Consider the following 15,926-nt stretch of genomic DNA (forward strand, 5'->3'; position numbering starts at 1 on the left):
TGCAAGGGTCTCCGACGGCGCTAGCCGTCAAGCGGGTCATGCTTTATTATCCAGCATCTTTTTCAGACCATCGAGAGGCGTGCGGCCCACACCGCGGGCAGATGGCACGCAGGAAGCCCGGACTAATAAGATGGCATTGAAATCCCCCGCGTTTCGTAAAAAATTTCCGTTGTTGGTCACTGGCAGTCTGCTGGCCCTGCAACCTCTAGCCACTTCGTTCGTGGTCGCCGCGGAACAGTATGACTGCTCAGTCTCTGCTTCGGGTGCCTGGAACTGTGCGCCCAAGACGCCGGCGGCTGCATTGCCACCGCGTCCCATCCATGAGGGCAGCGCAGTCTCCGCAACCGGTGAAGCACCTACCGAGAGCGGCGCCAGTGAAGACACCGGCACCAAGCCTGTGCTCGTCACCGAATCCAAAGGTCGCGCCCTCAAGTCCCGTAGCGCAGACTACAGTCACCTCGACTGGGTTCCGCGCGAGAATCTCACTGCAGCGCAATTGGCCGAAACCGGTCCTTACTGCTCTGGTTCCTATATCGAACCAATTCGTCCTGGCATGAATGACAAGACGAATAAAAGTGACGCCCCGACGTTTGTCGGTGCCAAGGCTTCTCGTTACAAGCAGGATGAACAGATCGCAACCCTGGCCGGTGACGTGGTCCTGCGTCAGGGCAGCATGCAGGCCGAAGCCGACGAAGCGAACCTCTACCAGGCCGAGAGCCGTGGCGAGCTGGACGGCAACGTACGCATTCGCGACAACGGCGCGCTGATCGTCGGCGACCACGCCGAGGTGCAGCTCGACACCGGCGAGGCCAAGGTCGACAACGCCGAATACGTGATGCACAAATCCCGTGTCCGCGGTAACGCGCTGTACGCCAAGCGTGCCGAAAACGCGATCATCCGCCTCAAGGATGGTACGTACACTACGTGCGAACCGAACAGCAACGCCTGGCAGCTCAAGGGCAACAACATCACCTTGAACCCGGCGACCGGTTTCGGTACCGCGACCAACGTGACGCTGCGGGTCAAGGACATTCCAGTCCTTTACACGCCATACATCTATTTCCCGATCGACGACCGTCGTCAGTCCGGCTTCCTGCCGCCAACCATTGGCACCGGCAGCGATACCGGCTTCCTGTTGGTCACCCCGTACTACTTCAACCTGGCGCCGAACTACGATGCCACGTTGTACCCGCGCTACATGAGCAAGCGCGGCCTGTTGATGGAAGGCGAGTTCCGCTACCTGACCAAGTCCACCGAAGGTCAGTTCGGCGCCGCTTATCTCAACGATGAAGACGACGAGCGCAAGCTGCAGACCGACTACGAAAAAACCCGTTACATGTACAACTGGCAGCACAAGGGCGGTCTCGATTCGCGCGTTCTGACTCAAGTTGATTACACAAAGATCAGCGATCCGTATTACTTCCAGGATCTGCAGACCGATCAGTTGGGTGTGAAAACTTCCGACTACGTGAATCAGCAGGCCGCGGTCACTTATCGCGGAGAGAGCTATACCGCCCGCCTCAACGCCCAGGCCTATCAATTGGCCACCGTATCGAACATCACGCCGTACGACCGCTTGCCGCAGCTCACTTTCGCCGGTCAGCTGCCGATTCATCCGAGCGGTCTGGATTTCGACTACGAGACAGAAATCGTACGCTTTGAGCGCGACCTGGAAAAAGGGCAGTTTTCCGATGAAAACGGCAACCTGTCGCCTCGCCTGGACACCAACGTGGCAGGCCTGGCTCGTGCCAACGGCAATCGCCTGAACCTCAAGCCAGGCGTGAGCCTGCCGCTTGATTGGACGTATGGTTTCGTCAAGCCATCGCTCAAGTATCAATACACTCAGTACGACCTTGATCTTGATGGCACCGGCAAAAACGATCTCGTGACGAACCGCAATAACGCTTCGGCGCTTGGCGAGTCGTTCAGCAGCACGCAAAATCGCGGCGTTCCGATCGCCAGCGTCGACAGCGGCCTGTATTTCGATCGCAACACCAACTGGTTCGGCAAGGACTACCGCCAGACCCTGGAACCACGCCTGTTCTACCTGTATGTCCCTGAAGAAGACCAGAAGGACATTCCGGTCTTCGACACTGGCGAATACACCTTCAACTATTCGTCTCTGTTCCGCGACAACCGTTTCTCGGGTTCTGACCGCATCGGCGACGAGAACAAACTGTCGCTAGGCGTAACCAGCCGCTGGATCGAAGAAAACGGCTTTGAACGTCAACGCATCAGCGTCGGCCAGGCCTTGTACTTCAAGGATCGCGAAGTCCAGTTGCCGGGTATCGACGCAAAAACCCGCGAAGATGCACATTCCAATGTGTCCCCGTATGCACTGCAATACGAATACCGCTGGAACCGCGATTGGCGCACGACCGCCGACTATAACTGGGATCCGGACAGCCGCAGCCCTCGCTCGGGCAGTGCGATGTTCCACTACCAACCTGAAGATAACCCGAACAAGGTCATCAACGCCGGCTATCGCTATCGCAATGACCAGGTTCGCTACGACCAGAACACCGGTAAATGGTCGGTGGGCGGTGGTGACTACGGCACGCCGGGCACCCCGGGTTACGTGAAGGACTACTACAAGATCCAGCAGCACGACTTCTCGGTGATCTGGCCGATCGTGCCGCAATGGAACGCCATCAGCCGCTGGCAGTATGACTACAACCAGAACCGTACCCTGGAAGCCTTCGGTGGTTTCGAGTACGACAACTGCTGCTGGAAACTGCGCCTGATCAACCGTTACTGGGTTTCCTATGACGAATTCAGTCAGGAAGCTCCGCAAAACGAAAAAGGCGACCATGGCATCTTCCTCCAAATCGTTCTGAAAGGTCTCGGCGGCGTTGTTGGCCAAAAAGTAGAGAGCTTCCTCGACAAAGGCATCCAAGGTTATCGTGAACGTGAAGACCAAGCTTTCTGATTGTCTGCGCCCGCTGATGCTGGGCGCGCTGTTCCTGGGTACTGCGGCGAATGCCGCGGTACAGTCCATCGATAAAGTGGTGGCCATTGTCGACAACGATGTGGTCATGCAGAGCCAGCTGGACCAACGTGTTCATGAAGTTCAGCAAACCATCGCCAAACGCGGTTCTGCTGCGCCGCCGGCCAGCGTGCTGGATCAGCAGGTGCTCGAGCGCCTGATCGTCGAAAACCTGCAACTGCAGATCGGCGAACGCTCCGGCATTCGCATCACCGATGAAGAGCTGAATCAGGCGGTCGGCACCATTGCCCAGCGCAATAACATGTCGATCGATCAATTCCGCGCGGCCCTGACTCGTGATGGCCTGTCTTATGAAGACGCTCGCGAGCAGATTCGTCGTGAAATGATCATCAGCCGCGTGCGTCAACGCCGTGTGGCGGAGCGCATTCAAGTGTCCGAGCAGGAAGTGAAGAACTTCCTCGCTTCCGACCTTGGCAAAATGCAGCTGTCCGAAGAGTTCCGCTTGGCCAACATCCTGATTCCTACACCGGAAAGTGCTAATTCCGATGCGATTCAGAGTGCTGCCAAACAGGCCGACGCGGTTTACCAGCAGCTCAAGCAAGGCGCTGACTTCGCTCAGTTGGCAATCGCCAAATCCGCCAGCGAAACCGCACTGGAAGGCGGCGACATGGGCTGGCGTAAAGCCGCTCAATTGCCACCTCCGTTCGATCGCATGCTGAGCACCATGTCGGTCGGCGATGTAACCCAGCCGATGCGCACGCCGGGTGGCTTCATCATCCTGAAGATCCTCGACAAGCGCGGCGGCGAGACCCAGACCCGTGACGAAGTACACGTGCGTCATATCCTGGTCAAACCTAGCCCGATCCGCGACGAAGCAAAAACCAAGGCCCTGGCCCAATCGCTCTACACCCGTATCGAATCGGGCGAAGATTTCGGCGAACTGGCGAAAAGCTTCTCGGAAGACCCGGGTTCCGCCCTCAACGGCGGCGACCTGAACTGGATCGACCCGAATGCATTGGTGCCCGAGTTCCGCGAAGTGATGGCCAAGACCCCGCAAGGTCAGCTGTCCAAGCCGTTCCAGACCCAATATGGCTGGCACGTCCTGGAAGTCCTTGGCCGCCGCGCCACGGACAGCACCACCCAGGCCCGTGAGCAGCAAGCAATGACCGTACTGCGTAACCGCAAATACGACGAAGAGCTGCAAACCTGGCTGCGTCAGATCCGTGACGAAGCGTACGTAGAGATCAAACTCCCTGGTGCAGACCAGGCAGCGCAGTGAAACCCCAACGTTTCGCGCTGACACCCGGCGAACCGGCCGGCATAGGTCCTGACCTGTGCCTGCTGGTTGCCTCGCAAGCCCAGCCACATCCCCTGATTGCCATTACCAGCCGCGACCTGCTCCTTGAGCGGGCCGCGCAGCTGGGCGTGGTCGTTGATTTGCTGCCGGTGACCCCGGACAGCTGGCCGGATGTCCCAGCGCCAGCCAACAGCCTGTATGTCTGGGATACACCGCTCAATGCGCCGGTGACTGCCGGTCAACTCGACAAAGCCAATGCTGCTTTCGTTCTGGAAACCCTGACCCGCGCGGGCCAGGGCTGCCTGGACGGGCACTTCGCCGGCATGATCACCGCCCCTGTGCACAAGGGCGTGATCAACGAATCGGGTATCGCCTTTTCCGGACATACAGAATTTCTCGCCGACCTGACGCAGACCGCGCAAGTGGTGATGATGCTTGCGACCCGCGGATTGCGCGTGGCGCTGGTCACCACTCACCTGCCCCTTCGCGAGATTGCCGATGCAATCACACCGGAGCGTCTGGAGCGGGTCACGCGGATTCTGCATGCCGACCTGCAACAAAAATTCGGCATCGCCCAGCCGCGTATCCTGGTGTGCGGGCTCAACCCCCATGCCGGCGAAGGCGGACACCTGGGCCATGAAGAAATCGACATCATCGAACCTACATTAGAGCGCCTGCGTGACGAAGGCATGGACCTTCGCGGCCCCCTGCCCGCCGACACTCTGTTTACCCCCAAATATCTGGAGCACTGCGACGCGGTGCTGGCGATGTACCACGACCAGGGCTTGCCTGTGCTGAAATACAAAGGCTTCGGCGCAGCAGTCAACGTGACCCTCGGCTTGCCGATCATCCGCACGTCGGTCGACCACGGCACTGCCCTGGACCTGGCCGGCAGCGGCAAAATCGACACCGGCAGCCTGCAAGTCGCCCTGGAAACCGCCTACCAGATGGCCGAGACCCGTTTATGACCGAGCATTACCAACACAAGGCGCGCAAACGCTTTGGCCAGAACTTCCTGCACGATGCCGGCGTTATCGACCGCATCCTGCGCTCCATCCATGCCAAGCCCGAAGACCGCCTGCTGGAAATCGGTCCGGGCCAGGGCGCGCTGACCCAAGGCCTGCTGAACAGCGGTGCCCAGCTGGACGTAGTAGAGCTGGATAAAGACCTGATTCCGATCCTCAACCAGCAGTTCGCCGGCAAGAGCAATTTCAACCTGCACCAGGGCGATGCGCTGAAGTTCGACTTCAACAGCCTGAACGCTGCGCCGAACAGCCTGCGTGTGGTGGGCAACCTGCCGTACAACATCTCCACGCCGCTGATTTTCCACCTGCTGCACAACGCAGGCATCATTCGCGACATGCACTTCATGCTGCAGAAAGAAGTGGTCGAGCGTCTGGCGGCAGGCCCTGGCGGCGGTGACTGGGGTCGTCTGTCGATCATGGTTCAGTACCATTGTCGTGTAGAGCACCTGTTCAACGTTGGCCCCGGCGCATTCAACCCGCCGCCGAAAGTCGATTCTGCCATCGTGCGCCTGGTGCCTCACGCCGTACTGCCGCACCCGGCCAAGGATCACCGCTTGCTGGAGCGCGTCGTGCGCGAAGCCTTCAACCAGCGCCGCAAGACCCTGCGCAACACCCTCAAGTTGCTGCTGAGCAACGACGAAATCACCGCCGCCGGTGTCGACGGCAGCCTGCGCCCAGAGCAGCTCGATCTGGCAGCCTTCGTACGCTTGGCCGACAAACTCAGCGAACAAGTCCTACAGAAACCCGCCGCCGACTGACAGGCAACAAGCGTTATCGGGTAGGACACCAGCCCTCATGTCTGGTTTACTACCCGATACTTGGCCTAGACTGAATTCCATCAGCTACGCCCCGCGTCCCGCTTCGTTTTTAAGGCCTCTTGAATGTCCGATCCTCGTTATCAGGTCGACGTCAGCGTCGTCACCCGCTATCTGGCAGAACAATCGCAACCCGAGCAAAACCGCTTTGCCTTCGCTTACACCATCACCGTGCACAACAATGGCGAATTACCGGCCAAGCTGTTGTCGCGGCACTGGGTGATCACCGATGGTGACGGGCATGTCGAGGAGGTTCGCGGTGCCGGCGTGGTTGGCCAACAGCCGTTGATCAAGGCAGGCGAGAGCCATACCTATAGCAGTGGCACGGTGATGACGACCAAGGTCGGCAACATGCAAGGCAGCTATCAAATGATTGCCGAAGACGGCAAACACTTCGACGCCATCATCGCTCCATTCCGCCTGGCGGTGCCCGGAGCCCTGCACTGATGGCGACGTATGCCGTTGGCGACCTGCAAGGTTGCCTCGAACCGTTGAAATGCCTGCTCAAGCAAGTCGCCTTCGACCCTGCCCGGGACAAACTGTGGCTGGTGGGCGATCTGGTCAACCGTGGCCCGCAGTCGCTGGAAACCTTGCGCTTCCTCTATAGCATTCGCGAATCACTGGTGTGCGTGCTCGGCAACCACGATCTTCATCTGCTGGCCGCCGGGCATAACATCGAACGCCTGAAGAAAGCCGACACCCTGCGCGAGATTCTCGAAGCTCCGGATCGTGTGGAACTGCTGGAATGGGTGCGCCAGCAAAAGCTCATGCATTACGACGAGCAACGCAACATCGCCTTGGTCCACGCCGGCATCCCCCCGCAATGGTCGCTGCGCAAAGCCCTGAAGTGCGCCGCCGAAGTCGAAGAAGCCCTGCGCGACGACAATCGCTTCACGCCTTACCTCGACGGCATGTACGGCAACGAACCACTGAAATGGGACAGCGATCTCAAAGGCGTAACCCGCCTGCGCGTGATCACCAACTATTTCACCCGCATGCGTTTCTGCACCAGCGAAGGCAAACTCGACCTCAAGGGCAAGGAAGGCGTCGACACCGCGCCGCCAGGTTATGCGCCCTGGTTCACTTACAAGGAGCGCAAGACCAGGGACGTGAAGATCATCTTCGGCCACTGGGCAGCGCTCGAAGGCCAGTGCAACGAGCCGGGCATCTTCGCCCTCGACACCGGTTGCGTCTGGGGCGGGTCGATGACCTTGATGAACGTCGACACCCTTGAGCGACTGCAGTGCAAATGCGACGAGCATGGCCACACCTTCCTGCCGTCAGTCGCCTCCCCTATTTCCGAACAAACGCCAGCCAGCGCCCGGCGCTAGACTGCGCTTTCAGCCGAGCCACAGGAGCCCGCCATGAGCGAATTCAAACGTATCCCCCCAGAACAGGCCCAGGCCCTGCGCGAACAAGGCGCAGTGGTAGTCGATGTTCGAGACCCGGCAACATTTGCCGCGCTGCACATCAGCGGCTCGAAGCATCTGGACAACCATTCCCTGCATGCTTTCATTCAGGGCGCGGACCTGGACGCACCGACGGTGGTGGTCTGCTATCACGGCAATTCCAGCCAGGGCGCAGCAGCCTACCTGATCAGCCAGGGCTTCTCCGATGTCTACAGCATGGATGGCGGTTTTGAGCTGTGGCGTACGACTTATCCTTCGGAAACTGCGCAAGGCACTTCCGAATAATTTTTTTGTAACGTGCAAGCCCCGGCTGCCGCGGGCTCGCGCGGTGGCAGACGAACGGTCTGCCACAACTAATTACGTATCTCGCCTTTACCTCCCGAATAAGCAACTATCCTTAAGCGCAGGCCATCCAAAACAGGGGAGAGCCGGTACACCGGCGCGCGGGTCATCGGGAGTAGCTTTCGGGGCGGTACGCTTTGAAAGGGTTCTGGGGGGTAAACAGCGACTGCATATCCGGTCGCTGCCAGCATCGACTGACTGATCCGGCGTCGGCTCCACGTATCGAGCGAGGTGACGTCATGAGTATCTTTAGCCACTTCCAACAACGCTTCGAGTCCACACGCCAGGAAGAACTCTCACTGCAAGAGTACCTGGAGCTGTGCAAAAAGGACCGCAGCGCCTACGTTTCCGCCGCCGAGCGTCTGTTGCTGGCCATCGGAGAACCGGAGCTGCTCGACACCTCGACCAACTCGAGGCTTTCGCGAATCTTTTCCAACAAGGTGATCCGCCGCTATCCGGCCTTTGAAGACTTCCACGGGATGGAAGAATGCATCGACCAGATCGTCTCGTATTTCCGCCATGCCGCTCAGGGCCTGGAAGAGAAGAAACAAATCCTCTATCTGCTCGGCCCCGTCGGCGGCGGTAAATCGTCCCTGGCCGAGAAGCTGAAACAGCTTATCGAGAAGGTGCCTTTCTACGCGATCAAAGGCTCGCCGGTTTTCGAATCTCCTTTGGGTCTGTTCAACGCCACCGAAGATGGCGCGATCCTCGAAGAAGACTTCGGCATTCCGCGGCGCTATCTCAACACCATCATGTCGCCATGGGCCACCAAACGTCTGGCCGAATTCGGCGGCGACATCAGCCAGTTCCGCGTGGTGAAGCTCTATCCATCGATCCTCAACCAGATAGCCGTGGCCAAAACCGAGCCGGGAGACGAAAACAACCAGGACATCTCGGCACTGGTGGGCAAGGTCGATATCCGCAAACTGGAAGAATTCCCGCAAAACGACGCCGACGCCTACAGCTACTCGGGCGCACTGTGCCGGGCCAACCAGGGCCTGATGGAATTCGTCGAAATGTTCAAGGCACCGATCAAGGTGCTGCACCCATTGCTGACCGCCACCCAGGAAGGCAACTACAACAGCACCGAAGGTCTGGGGGCGATTCCGTTTACCGGGATCCTGCTGGCTCACTCCAACGAATCGGAATGGCACACCTTCCGCAACAACAAGAACAACGAAGCCTTCATCGACCGGATCTACATCGTCAAAGTGCCATACTGCCTGCGGGTCAGCGACGAAGTGAAGATCTACGACAAGCTCTTGTTCAACAGCTCCCTGGCCAAGGCGCACTGCGCACCGGACACGCTGAAGATGCTCGCCCAGTTCACCGTACTCTCGCGCCTCAAGGAGCCGGAAAACTCGAATATCTACTCCAAGATGCGGGTCTACGATGGTGAAAACCTCAAGGACACCGATCCGAAGGCCAAGTCGATCCAGGAATACCGCGACAATGCCGGTGTCGACGAAGGCATGAACGGTCTGTCGACCCGTTTCGCGTTCAAGATTCTGTCGAAGGTCTTCAACTTCGATCCGCACGAAATCGCCGCCAACCCGGTGCATTTGCTCTACGTGCTGGAACAACAGATCGAACAGGAACAATTCCAGGCTGAAACCCGCGAACGCTACCTGCGCTTCCTCAAGGAGTACCTGGCACCGCGTTACATCGAGTTCATCGGCAAGGAAATCCAGACCGCCTACCTCGAGTCGTACAGCGAGTACGGCCAGAACATCTTCGATCGCTACGTGTTGTACGCCGACTTCTGGATCCAGGACCAGGAATACCGCGACCCGGAAACCGGCGAGATCCTCAATCGCGTGGCGCTGAACGAAGAACTGGAGAAAATCGAAAAACCGGCCGGCATCAGCAATCCGAAGGATTTCCGCAACGAAATCGTCAACTTCGTGCTGCGCGCCCGTGCCAACAACAACGGCAAGAACCCGACCTGGCTCAGCTACGAAAAACTGCGGGTGGTCATCGAGAAGAAAATGTTCTCCAACACCGAGGACCTCCTGCCCGTCATCAGCTTCAACGCCAAGGCGAGCAAAGAGGACCAGCAGAAACACAACGACTTCGTCACACGGATGGTCGAGCGGGGCTACACCGACAAACAGGTACGACTGCTGTCCGAGTGGTACCTGCGGGTCAGAAAATCACAATAACCCGCTGCCGGTCAGACCGGTTGTCGTCAGCCAGAGGCCTGTGTACGCATTTTCTGTTACACAGGCCTCTGGAAGGTGTTCGAAAGTCGGTAGCGAGTTCAGGCAGCATCCAAAGCGCTTGGGGGAGCGTTGAATATCCCTTGGCCTTCGGTCCGATGCTGCATCACCGCTCGCCCCTTTCAGGACAGCTTCTAAGGAGCAGTCATGAGCTATGTGATCGACCGACGTCTCAATGGCAAGAACAAGAGCACGGTGAACCGTCAGCGGTTTCTGCGGCGTTACCGTGATCACATCAAAAAGGCTGTCGAAGAGGCGGTCAGCCGGCGCTCCATCACCGACATGGAACACGGCGAACAGATCAGCATTCCCGGCCGCGACATCGACGAGCCGGTGCTTCACCACGGTCGCGGGGGCAAACAGACCGTCGTGCACCCCGGCAACAAAGAGTTCACCAGCGGCGAGCACATCGCCCGTCCGCCCGGAGGTGGCGGCGGCAGAGGGCCCGGCAAGGCTGGCAACTCGGGTGAAGGCATGGACGAGTTTGTCTTCCAGATCACCCAGGAAGAGTTCCTCGAGTTCATGTTCGAGGACCTGGAACTGCCCAATCTGGTCAAGCGCAACCTGACCGGCACCGATACCTTCAAAACCGTTCGTGCAGGCATCAGCAACGAAGGCAACCCGTCGCGGATCAACATCATCCGCACCTTGCGCTCGGCCCACGCCCGACGAATCGCCCTGTCCGGCAGCAGCCGGGCGAAACTGCGCGAAGCCAAAGAGGAATTGCTGCGACTCAAGCAGGAAGAACCGGACAACTTCGGCGATATTCAGAAAATCGAGGCAGAAATCGAAAAACTCAGTGCGCGCATTCATCGCGTACCGTTCCTCGACACTTTCGACCTCAAGTACAACCTGCTGATCAAGCAACCCAACCCCAGTTCGAAGGCGGTGATGTTCTGCCTGATGGACGTGTCCGGCTCCATGACCCAGGCGACCAAGGACATCGCCAAGCGTTTCTTTATCCTGCTGTACCTGTTCCTCAAGCGTAACTACGACAAGATTGACGTGGTTTTCATCCGCCACCACACCAGTGCCCGGGAAGTGGATGAGGAAGAATTCTTCTATTCCCGCGAAACCGGCGGCACCATCGTTTCCAGCGCGTTGAAACTGATGCAGGAGATCATGGCCGAACGCTATCCGAGCAACGAGTGGAACATCTACGCCGCCCAGGCTTCCGACGGCGATAACTGGAATGACGACTCGCCGATCTGCCGCGACATTCTGATCAACCAGATCATGCCGTTCGTGCAGTACTACACTTACGTTGAGATCACCCCGCGCGAACATCAGGCCCTGTGGTTCGAGTACGAGCGCATTGCCGAAGCCTTTTCTGACACCTTTGCCCAGCAACAACTGGTCTCGGCCGGGGATATCTATCCGGTCTTCCGTGAACTCTTCCAGCGCAGGTTAGTGACATGACCGCCAAAGAGCAGAAGCGCCAACCCATTTCCACCGGCTCCGAATGGACGTTCGAGCTGATCCAGGCCTACGACCGCGAAATCAGTCGTATCGCGGCTCGTTATGCGCTCGACACCTACCCTAACCAGATCGAAGTGATCACGGCCGAGCAGATGATGGATGCGTATGCCTCCGTCGGTATGCCGCTGGGTTATCACCATTGGTCGTACGGCAAACACTTCCTCAGCACCGAAAAATCCTACACTCGCGGGCAGATGGGGCTGGCGTACGAAATCGTGATCAACTCGGACCCCTGCATCGCCTACCTGATGGAAGAAAACACCATCTGCATGCAGGCGCTGGTGGTGGCTCACGCCTGCTACGGGCACAACAGCTTCTTCAAAGGCAACTACCTGTTTCGCACCTGGACCGACGCCAGCTCGATCATCGATTACCTGGTGTTCGCCAAGCAGTACATCATGCAGTGCGAAGAGCGCCACGGCATCGACGCAGTCGAGGACCTGCTGGACTCCTGCCATGCGCTGATGAACTACGGGGTTGACCGCTACAAACGCCCTTACCCGATTTCCGCCGAGGAAGAACGTCGTCGGCAAAAGGACCGGGAGGAGCATTTGCAGAAACAGATCAACGATCTGTGGCGCACCATTCCGAAAGGCGCGGACAAATACAGCGACCGGGACAACGCACGCTTCCCCGCCGAACCGCAGGAAAACATCCTGTACTTCATCGAAAAACACGCGCCACTGCTGGAGCCCTGGCAGCGGGAGATCGTGCGGATCGTGCGTAAGATCGCGCAGTATTTTTACCCGCAACGCCAGACTCAGGTGATGAACGAAGGCTGGGCCACGTTCTGGCATTACACCCTGATGAACGACCTGTACGACGAAGGCCTGGTCACCGACGGCTTCATGATGGAGTTCCTGACGTCCCACACCAGCGTGGTCTTCCAGCCGGGCTTCGACAGCCCGTACTACAACGGAATAAACCCCTACACCCTGGGCTTTGCCATGTACCGTGATATCCGGCGCATGTGTGAAACCCCCACCGAGGAAGATTACCGCTGGTTCCCGGAAATCGCCGGCACCGACTGGCTATCGACCATCAAGTTCGCCATGAGCAGCTTCAAGGATGAAAGCTTCATCCTGCAGTACCTGTCGCCGAAGGTGATCCGAGACCTGAAATTGTTCAGCATTCTCGATGATGACCAGAAGGACGACCTGCTGGTACCGGCCATCCACGACGAAGATGGCTACCGCACCATCCGGGAAACCCTGGCCGCGCAGTACAACCTGGGCAATCGCGAACCCAACATCCAGATCTACAGCATCGACCGCCGCGGAGACCGCTCCCTGACCCTGCGTCACCAGCAACACGACCGCAAACCGCTGGGCGAGTCCACCGAGGAAGTGCTTAAACACTTGCACCGCCTATGGGGCTTCGACATTCACCTGGAAACCCTGCAAGGGGATCAGGTGATGAAAACCCACCACGTACCGCCCAGAAGCGAGCACAGCGAAGGCGAATACGGCCGGCTGGACCTGGCCGTCATTCATCTTTGATCCTGTTCGTGCCTCCGCAAGCTCGACGCAACGGTTATTCTGTCGGGCTAACGGAGGTTTTTTATGCGGATTTATAAAGTCGGCGGTGCGGTACGCGATCGCCTGCTGGGCAAACCTGTCACCGATATCGACTGGGTCGTGGTCGGCGCCACCACCGAAGAAATGCTCGCCAAGGGCTATCGCCCGGTGGGCGCGGACTTCCCGGTGTTTCTTCATCCAAAAAGTGGTGAGGAATATGCCCTCGCCCGGACTGAACGCAAAAGCGGACGCGGTTACGGCGGTTTTACCTTTCACGCCAGCCCCGAAGTCACCCTCGAAGAAGACCTGATTCGTCGCGACCTGACGATCAACGCCATGGCCGAAGACGATCAACAGAATTTGACCGACCCGTACCATGGCCAACGCGATCTCGAAGCTCGCGTTCTGCGTCACGTTTCCCCCGCATTCGCCGAAGATCCGCTCCGTGTTCTGCGTGTTGCGCGCTTTTCCGCTCGTTATGCGGAGTTGGGCTTCACCGTCGCACCGGAAACGCTGGAGCTGATGCGCCAACTCAGCGAGTCGGGCGAACTGGAGGCATTGACCGCCGAACGCAGCTGGAAAGAAATTTCCCGCGCCCTGCTGGAAGATCAACCGCAAGTGTTTATCGAAGTGCTGCGCGAGTGCGGCGCTCTCAAGGTGCTGATGCCAGAAGTCGATGCCCTGTTCGGCGTACCGCAACCGGAAGCTCATCACCCGGAAATCGACACGGGCGTACACACCTTGAGCGTGCTTGAGCAATCAGCGTTGCACAAACAACCACTGACTGTTCGCTGGGCTTGCCTGCTGCATGACCTGGGCAAAGGACTGACGCCGAAAGAAGACTGGCCGCGGCACATCGCCCACGAACACACCGGCCTGAAGCTGATCAAAGCGGTCAATGAACGCTTCAAGGCACCGAAGGACTGCCAGGAACTGGCTTTGTTGGTGGGGCAGTATCACACCCATGGCCATCGTGCCCTGGAGTTAAAGCCCTCGACACTGCTGGAGCTGCTGCAGAGTTTTGACGTCTATCGTCGCCCGCAGCGGTTTGAGGAGTTTATTGCGGCGTGTGAAATGGACGCGCGCGGGCGCAAAGGGCTGGAACAGAGAAGTTATCCACAGGCGGATTATTTGCGCGGGGCGGCGAATGCTGCTCGTAGCGTGGCGGTACAGCCGTTGCTGGAGAAGGGATTCAAGGGGCCGGAGTTGGGAGAGGCGATCAAGCGTGAGCGGCTAAAAGCTTTGAAAGCCTACAAAGAGGCGGCGTCCGCCTAAAAGCTTCGCGGGCAAGCCTCGCTCCTACAGATATGCGTTGCCCTGTAGGAGCGAGGCTTGCCCGCGAAGGCGTCATTCAGGTCACAGCAAATTCTGGGGAGTCAGCTGCTCCCCACGCCATTCAAACGCCACCGGCGCCAACACCTGATCAATCTGCGCTTCGCCCCACAACGTCGCAAAGCTTTTGCCTACACCCGGATGCACACGATCCGGCGCAATGAGCGACAACGGCCACAACACGAAGGCGTTTTTCAGGATCTCTGCCCGCGGCAGAATCAATCCGTCGAAGTTGCCCACCAAATCACCGAACAACAGCACGTCGATATCCAGCGGCAAACCCTTGCGGTCCGGTGCATAGCGGCCGTTGTCCGCCTCGATGAATTTCAGTCGGCGGTCCAGTTCTATCAGCGGCAAATCGGTGTAAGCCGAGACCACGAAATTGAAGAACGGCCCGCTCTTGATCCCCACCGGCTGGCTTTCAAACACCGCCGAGCATCTTATATCCACCAGAAAACCCGCCAGGGCTTCCAGGCCAGCCTGCAAATGGGTTTCGCGCTCGATATTGCTACCGAGCCCGAGGTACACCTGAGTCAGCGACATCCGCGCTCGATCTCCACGCCCACACCACCGGTAGCCGCCGGGACGGCACCTGGCTTGGTCAGCTTGAGACGCATCCAGGTGATGTTGAACTCGCTCATCAGCACTTCAACCAGACGTTCGGCAAAGGTCTCGACCAACTGGAACTGCGCTTGCTCGGCAAAGGCCTGGATGCGCGACGAAACGCTCGCGTAATCGAGCGCCAGGGTCAAGTCATCACCCGCCGCGGCCGGGCGATTGTCCCAGGCGAAGCTCAGATCAAGACGCAAGCACTGTCGGATGCCTCGCTCCCAGTCGTAGGCACCGATCACGGTGTCGACTTCCAGGCCCTCGATAAACACTCTGTCCAAGCACTTTTCTCCGCTGCACGACAAGGGCGCAATGCGCCGTTAGAATCAGGGCGTCCTCGCCCGGAATAGTTAGCATGTTTTGGTTACTGGCGACTCTCGCCTACCTGCTCGGCTCTCTGTCCTTCGCCATTTTGCTCAGCCGCCTGACCGGTAACCCCGATCCGCGAATGAGTGGCTCGGGCAATGCCGGTGCCACCAACATGTTGCGTCTGGCCGGCAAGAAACTCGCCATCCTGACCTTGATCGGCGACCTCTGCAAAGGGCTGCTGCCGGTACTGATCGCCGGTGTTGCGGGTCTTTCGCTGCAAGAACAGGCCTGGATCGGCGTTTGTGCCGTCATCGGTCACCTGTTCCCGCTGTATTTTCGCTTTCGCGGTGGCAAAGGTGTCGCCACTGCTGCCGGCATGTTACTGGGGCTTTACCCGCCAGCAGCCCTGCTGGCGGTCTGTGCCTGGCTGCTGACGTTCTACCTGACCCGCACCAGCTCACTCGCCGCGCTGATCGCCACACCGCTGACCCTGCCGCTGCTGGCCTGGCAGGAACCGGCGGCCTTGCTGCCCATGAGCGCGCTCACGGGCATGATCGTCTGGCGTCATCGGGGCAATCTACGCGACCTGTTTGCCGGGCGCGAACGGCATTTTTAAATACCGGACG

General features: G+C 58.8%; 14 protein-coding genes. 12 read left to right on the plus strand and 2 right to left on the minus strand.

The window, feature by feature from the left end; genetic code table 11:
* The first annotated feature begins 130 nt into the window (after positions 1-130).
* From K5R88_RS18110 to K5R88_RS18160, 11 genes are all read left to right on the plus strand, one after another.
* Positions 131-2,929 (plus strand): LPS-assembly protein LptD, encoded by a 2,799-nt coding sequence (locus tag K5R88_RS18110; protein ID WP_226298147.1) that lies wholly within the window; start codon positions 131-133, stop codon positions 2,927-2,929.
* Positions 2,910-4,226, plus strand: coding sequence for a peptidylprolyl isomerase SurA (gene surA / locus K5R88_RS18115; RefSeq protein WP_192229280.1), 1,317 nt, complete (start codon positions 2,910-2,912; stop codon positions 4,224-4,226). Before K5R88_RS18110 ends, surA begins: the two co-directional genes overlap by 20 nt.
* A complete protein-coding gene (gene pdxA, locus K5R88_RS18120) occupies positions 4,223-5,212 on the plus strand; it encodes a 4-hydroxythreonine-4-phosphate dehydrogenase PdxA (RefSeq protein WP_008027062.1) in 990 nt (329 codons plus the stop codon). Before surA ends, pdxA begins: the two co-directional genes overlap by 4 nt.
* On the plus strand, positions 5,209-6,027 hold the full coding sequence (gene rsmA, locus K5R88_RS18125; protein ID WP_008027060.1) for a 16S rRNA (adenine(1518)-N(6)/adenine(1519)-N(6))-dimethyltransferase RsmA: 819 nt from the start codon (positions 5,209-5,211) through the stop codon (positions 6,025-6,027). Before pdxA ends, rsmA begins: the two co-directional genes overlap by 4 nt.
* A gap of 123 nt (positions 6,028-6,150) precedes the next feature.
* On the plus strand, positions 6,151-6,531 hold the full coding sequence (gene apaG / locus K5R88_RS18130; RefSeq protein ID WP_008027059.1) for a Co2+/Mg2+ efflux protein ApaG: 381 nt from the start codon (positions 6,151-6,153) through the stop codon (positions 6,529-6,531).
* A complete protein-coding gene (locus K5R88_RS18135) occupies positions 6,531-7,415 on the plus strand; it encodes a symmetrical bis(5'-nucleosyl)-tetraphosphatase (RefSeq protein ID WP_226298148.1) in 885 nt (294 codons plus the stop codon). The genes apaG and K5R88_RS18135 overlap by 1 nt, the downstream gene beginning before the upstream one ends.
* A gap of 33 nt (positions 7,416-7,448) precedes the next feature.
* Positions 7,449-7,778: a thiosulfate sulfurtransferase GlpE gene (gene glpE, locus K5R88_RS18140; protein ID WP_008027054.1), complete on the plus strand. Its 330-nt coding sequence runs from the start codon at positions 7,449-7,451 to the stop codon at positions 7,776-7,778.
* A 296-nt stretch (positions 7,779-8,074) separates the two neighbouring features.
* Entirely contained in the window at positions 8,075-9,997 is a 1,923-nt protein-coding gene (locus tag K5R88_RS18145) for a PrkA family serine protein kinase (protein WP_008027052.1), read from the plus strand.
* Between the two features lie 204 nt (positions 9,998-10,201).
* The gene (locus tag K5R88_RS18150; protein WP_007947798.1) at positions 10,202-11,473 is read left to right on the plus strand and encodes a YeaH/YhbH family protein; all 1,272 of its coding nucleotides are present in this window, start codon (positions 10,202-10,204) and stop codon (positions 11,471-11,473) included.
* The gene (locus K5R88_RS18155) at positions 11,470-13,032 is read left to right on the plus strand and encodes a SpoVR family protein (RefSeq protein WP_008027050.1); all 1,563 of its coding nucleotides are present in this window, start codon (positions 11,470-11,472) and stop codon (positions 13,030-13,032) included. The genes K5R88_RS18150 and K5R88_RS18155 overlap by 4 nt, the downstream gene beginning before the upstream one ends.
* Before the next feature lie 63 nt (positions 13,033-13,095).
* Positions 13,096-14,325 (plus strand): multifunctional CCA addition/repair protein, encoded by a 1,230-nt coding sequence (locus K5R88_RS18160; protein WP_226298149.1) that lies wholly within the window; start codon positions 13,096-13,098, stop codon positions 14,323-14,325.
* 81 nt (positions 14,326-14,406) lie between these two features.
* Here K5R88_RS18160 and folK read toward each other — a convergent pair whose 3' ends face one another.
* On the minus strand, positions 14,407-14,925 hold the full coding sequence (gene folK / locus K5R88_RS18165) for a 2-amino-4-hydroxy-6-hydroxymethyldihydropteridine diphosphokinase (RefSeq protein ID WP_226298150.1): 519 nt from the start codon (positions 14,923-14,925) through the stop codon (positions 14,407-14,409).
* Complete coding sequence (gene folB / locus K5R88_RS18170; protein ID WP_008027044.1) at positions 14,916-15,272, minus strand: dihydroneopterin aldolase; 357 nt, start codon at positions 15,270-15,272, stop codon at positions 14,916-14,918. Before folB ends, folK begins: the two co-directional genes overlap by 10 nt.
* Before the next feature lie 74 nt (positions 15,273-15,346).
* Between folB and plsY the strand changes: the two genes are divergently transcribed.
* Positions 15,347-15,916 (plus strand): glycerol-3-phosphate 1-O-acyltransferase PlsY, encoded by a 570-nt coding sequence (plsY, locus tag K5R88_RS18175; protein WP_008027042.1) that lies wholly within the window; start codon positions 15,347-15,349, stop codon positions 15,914-15,916.
* Positions 15,917-15,926: the final 10 nt, after the last annotated feature.

It is taken from the genome of Pseudomonas sp. MM213, from assembly GCF_020423045.1.
In the GTDB taxonomy this organism is placed as follows: Bacteria; Pseudomonadota; Gammaproteobacteria; order Pseudomonadales; family Pseudomonadaceae; genus Aquipseudomonas; species Aquipseudomonas migulae.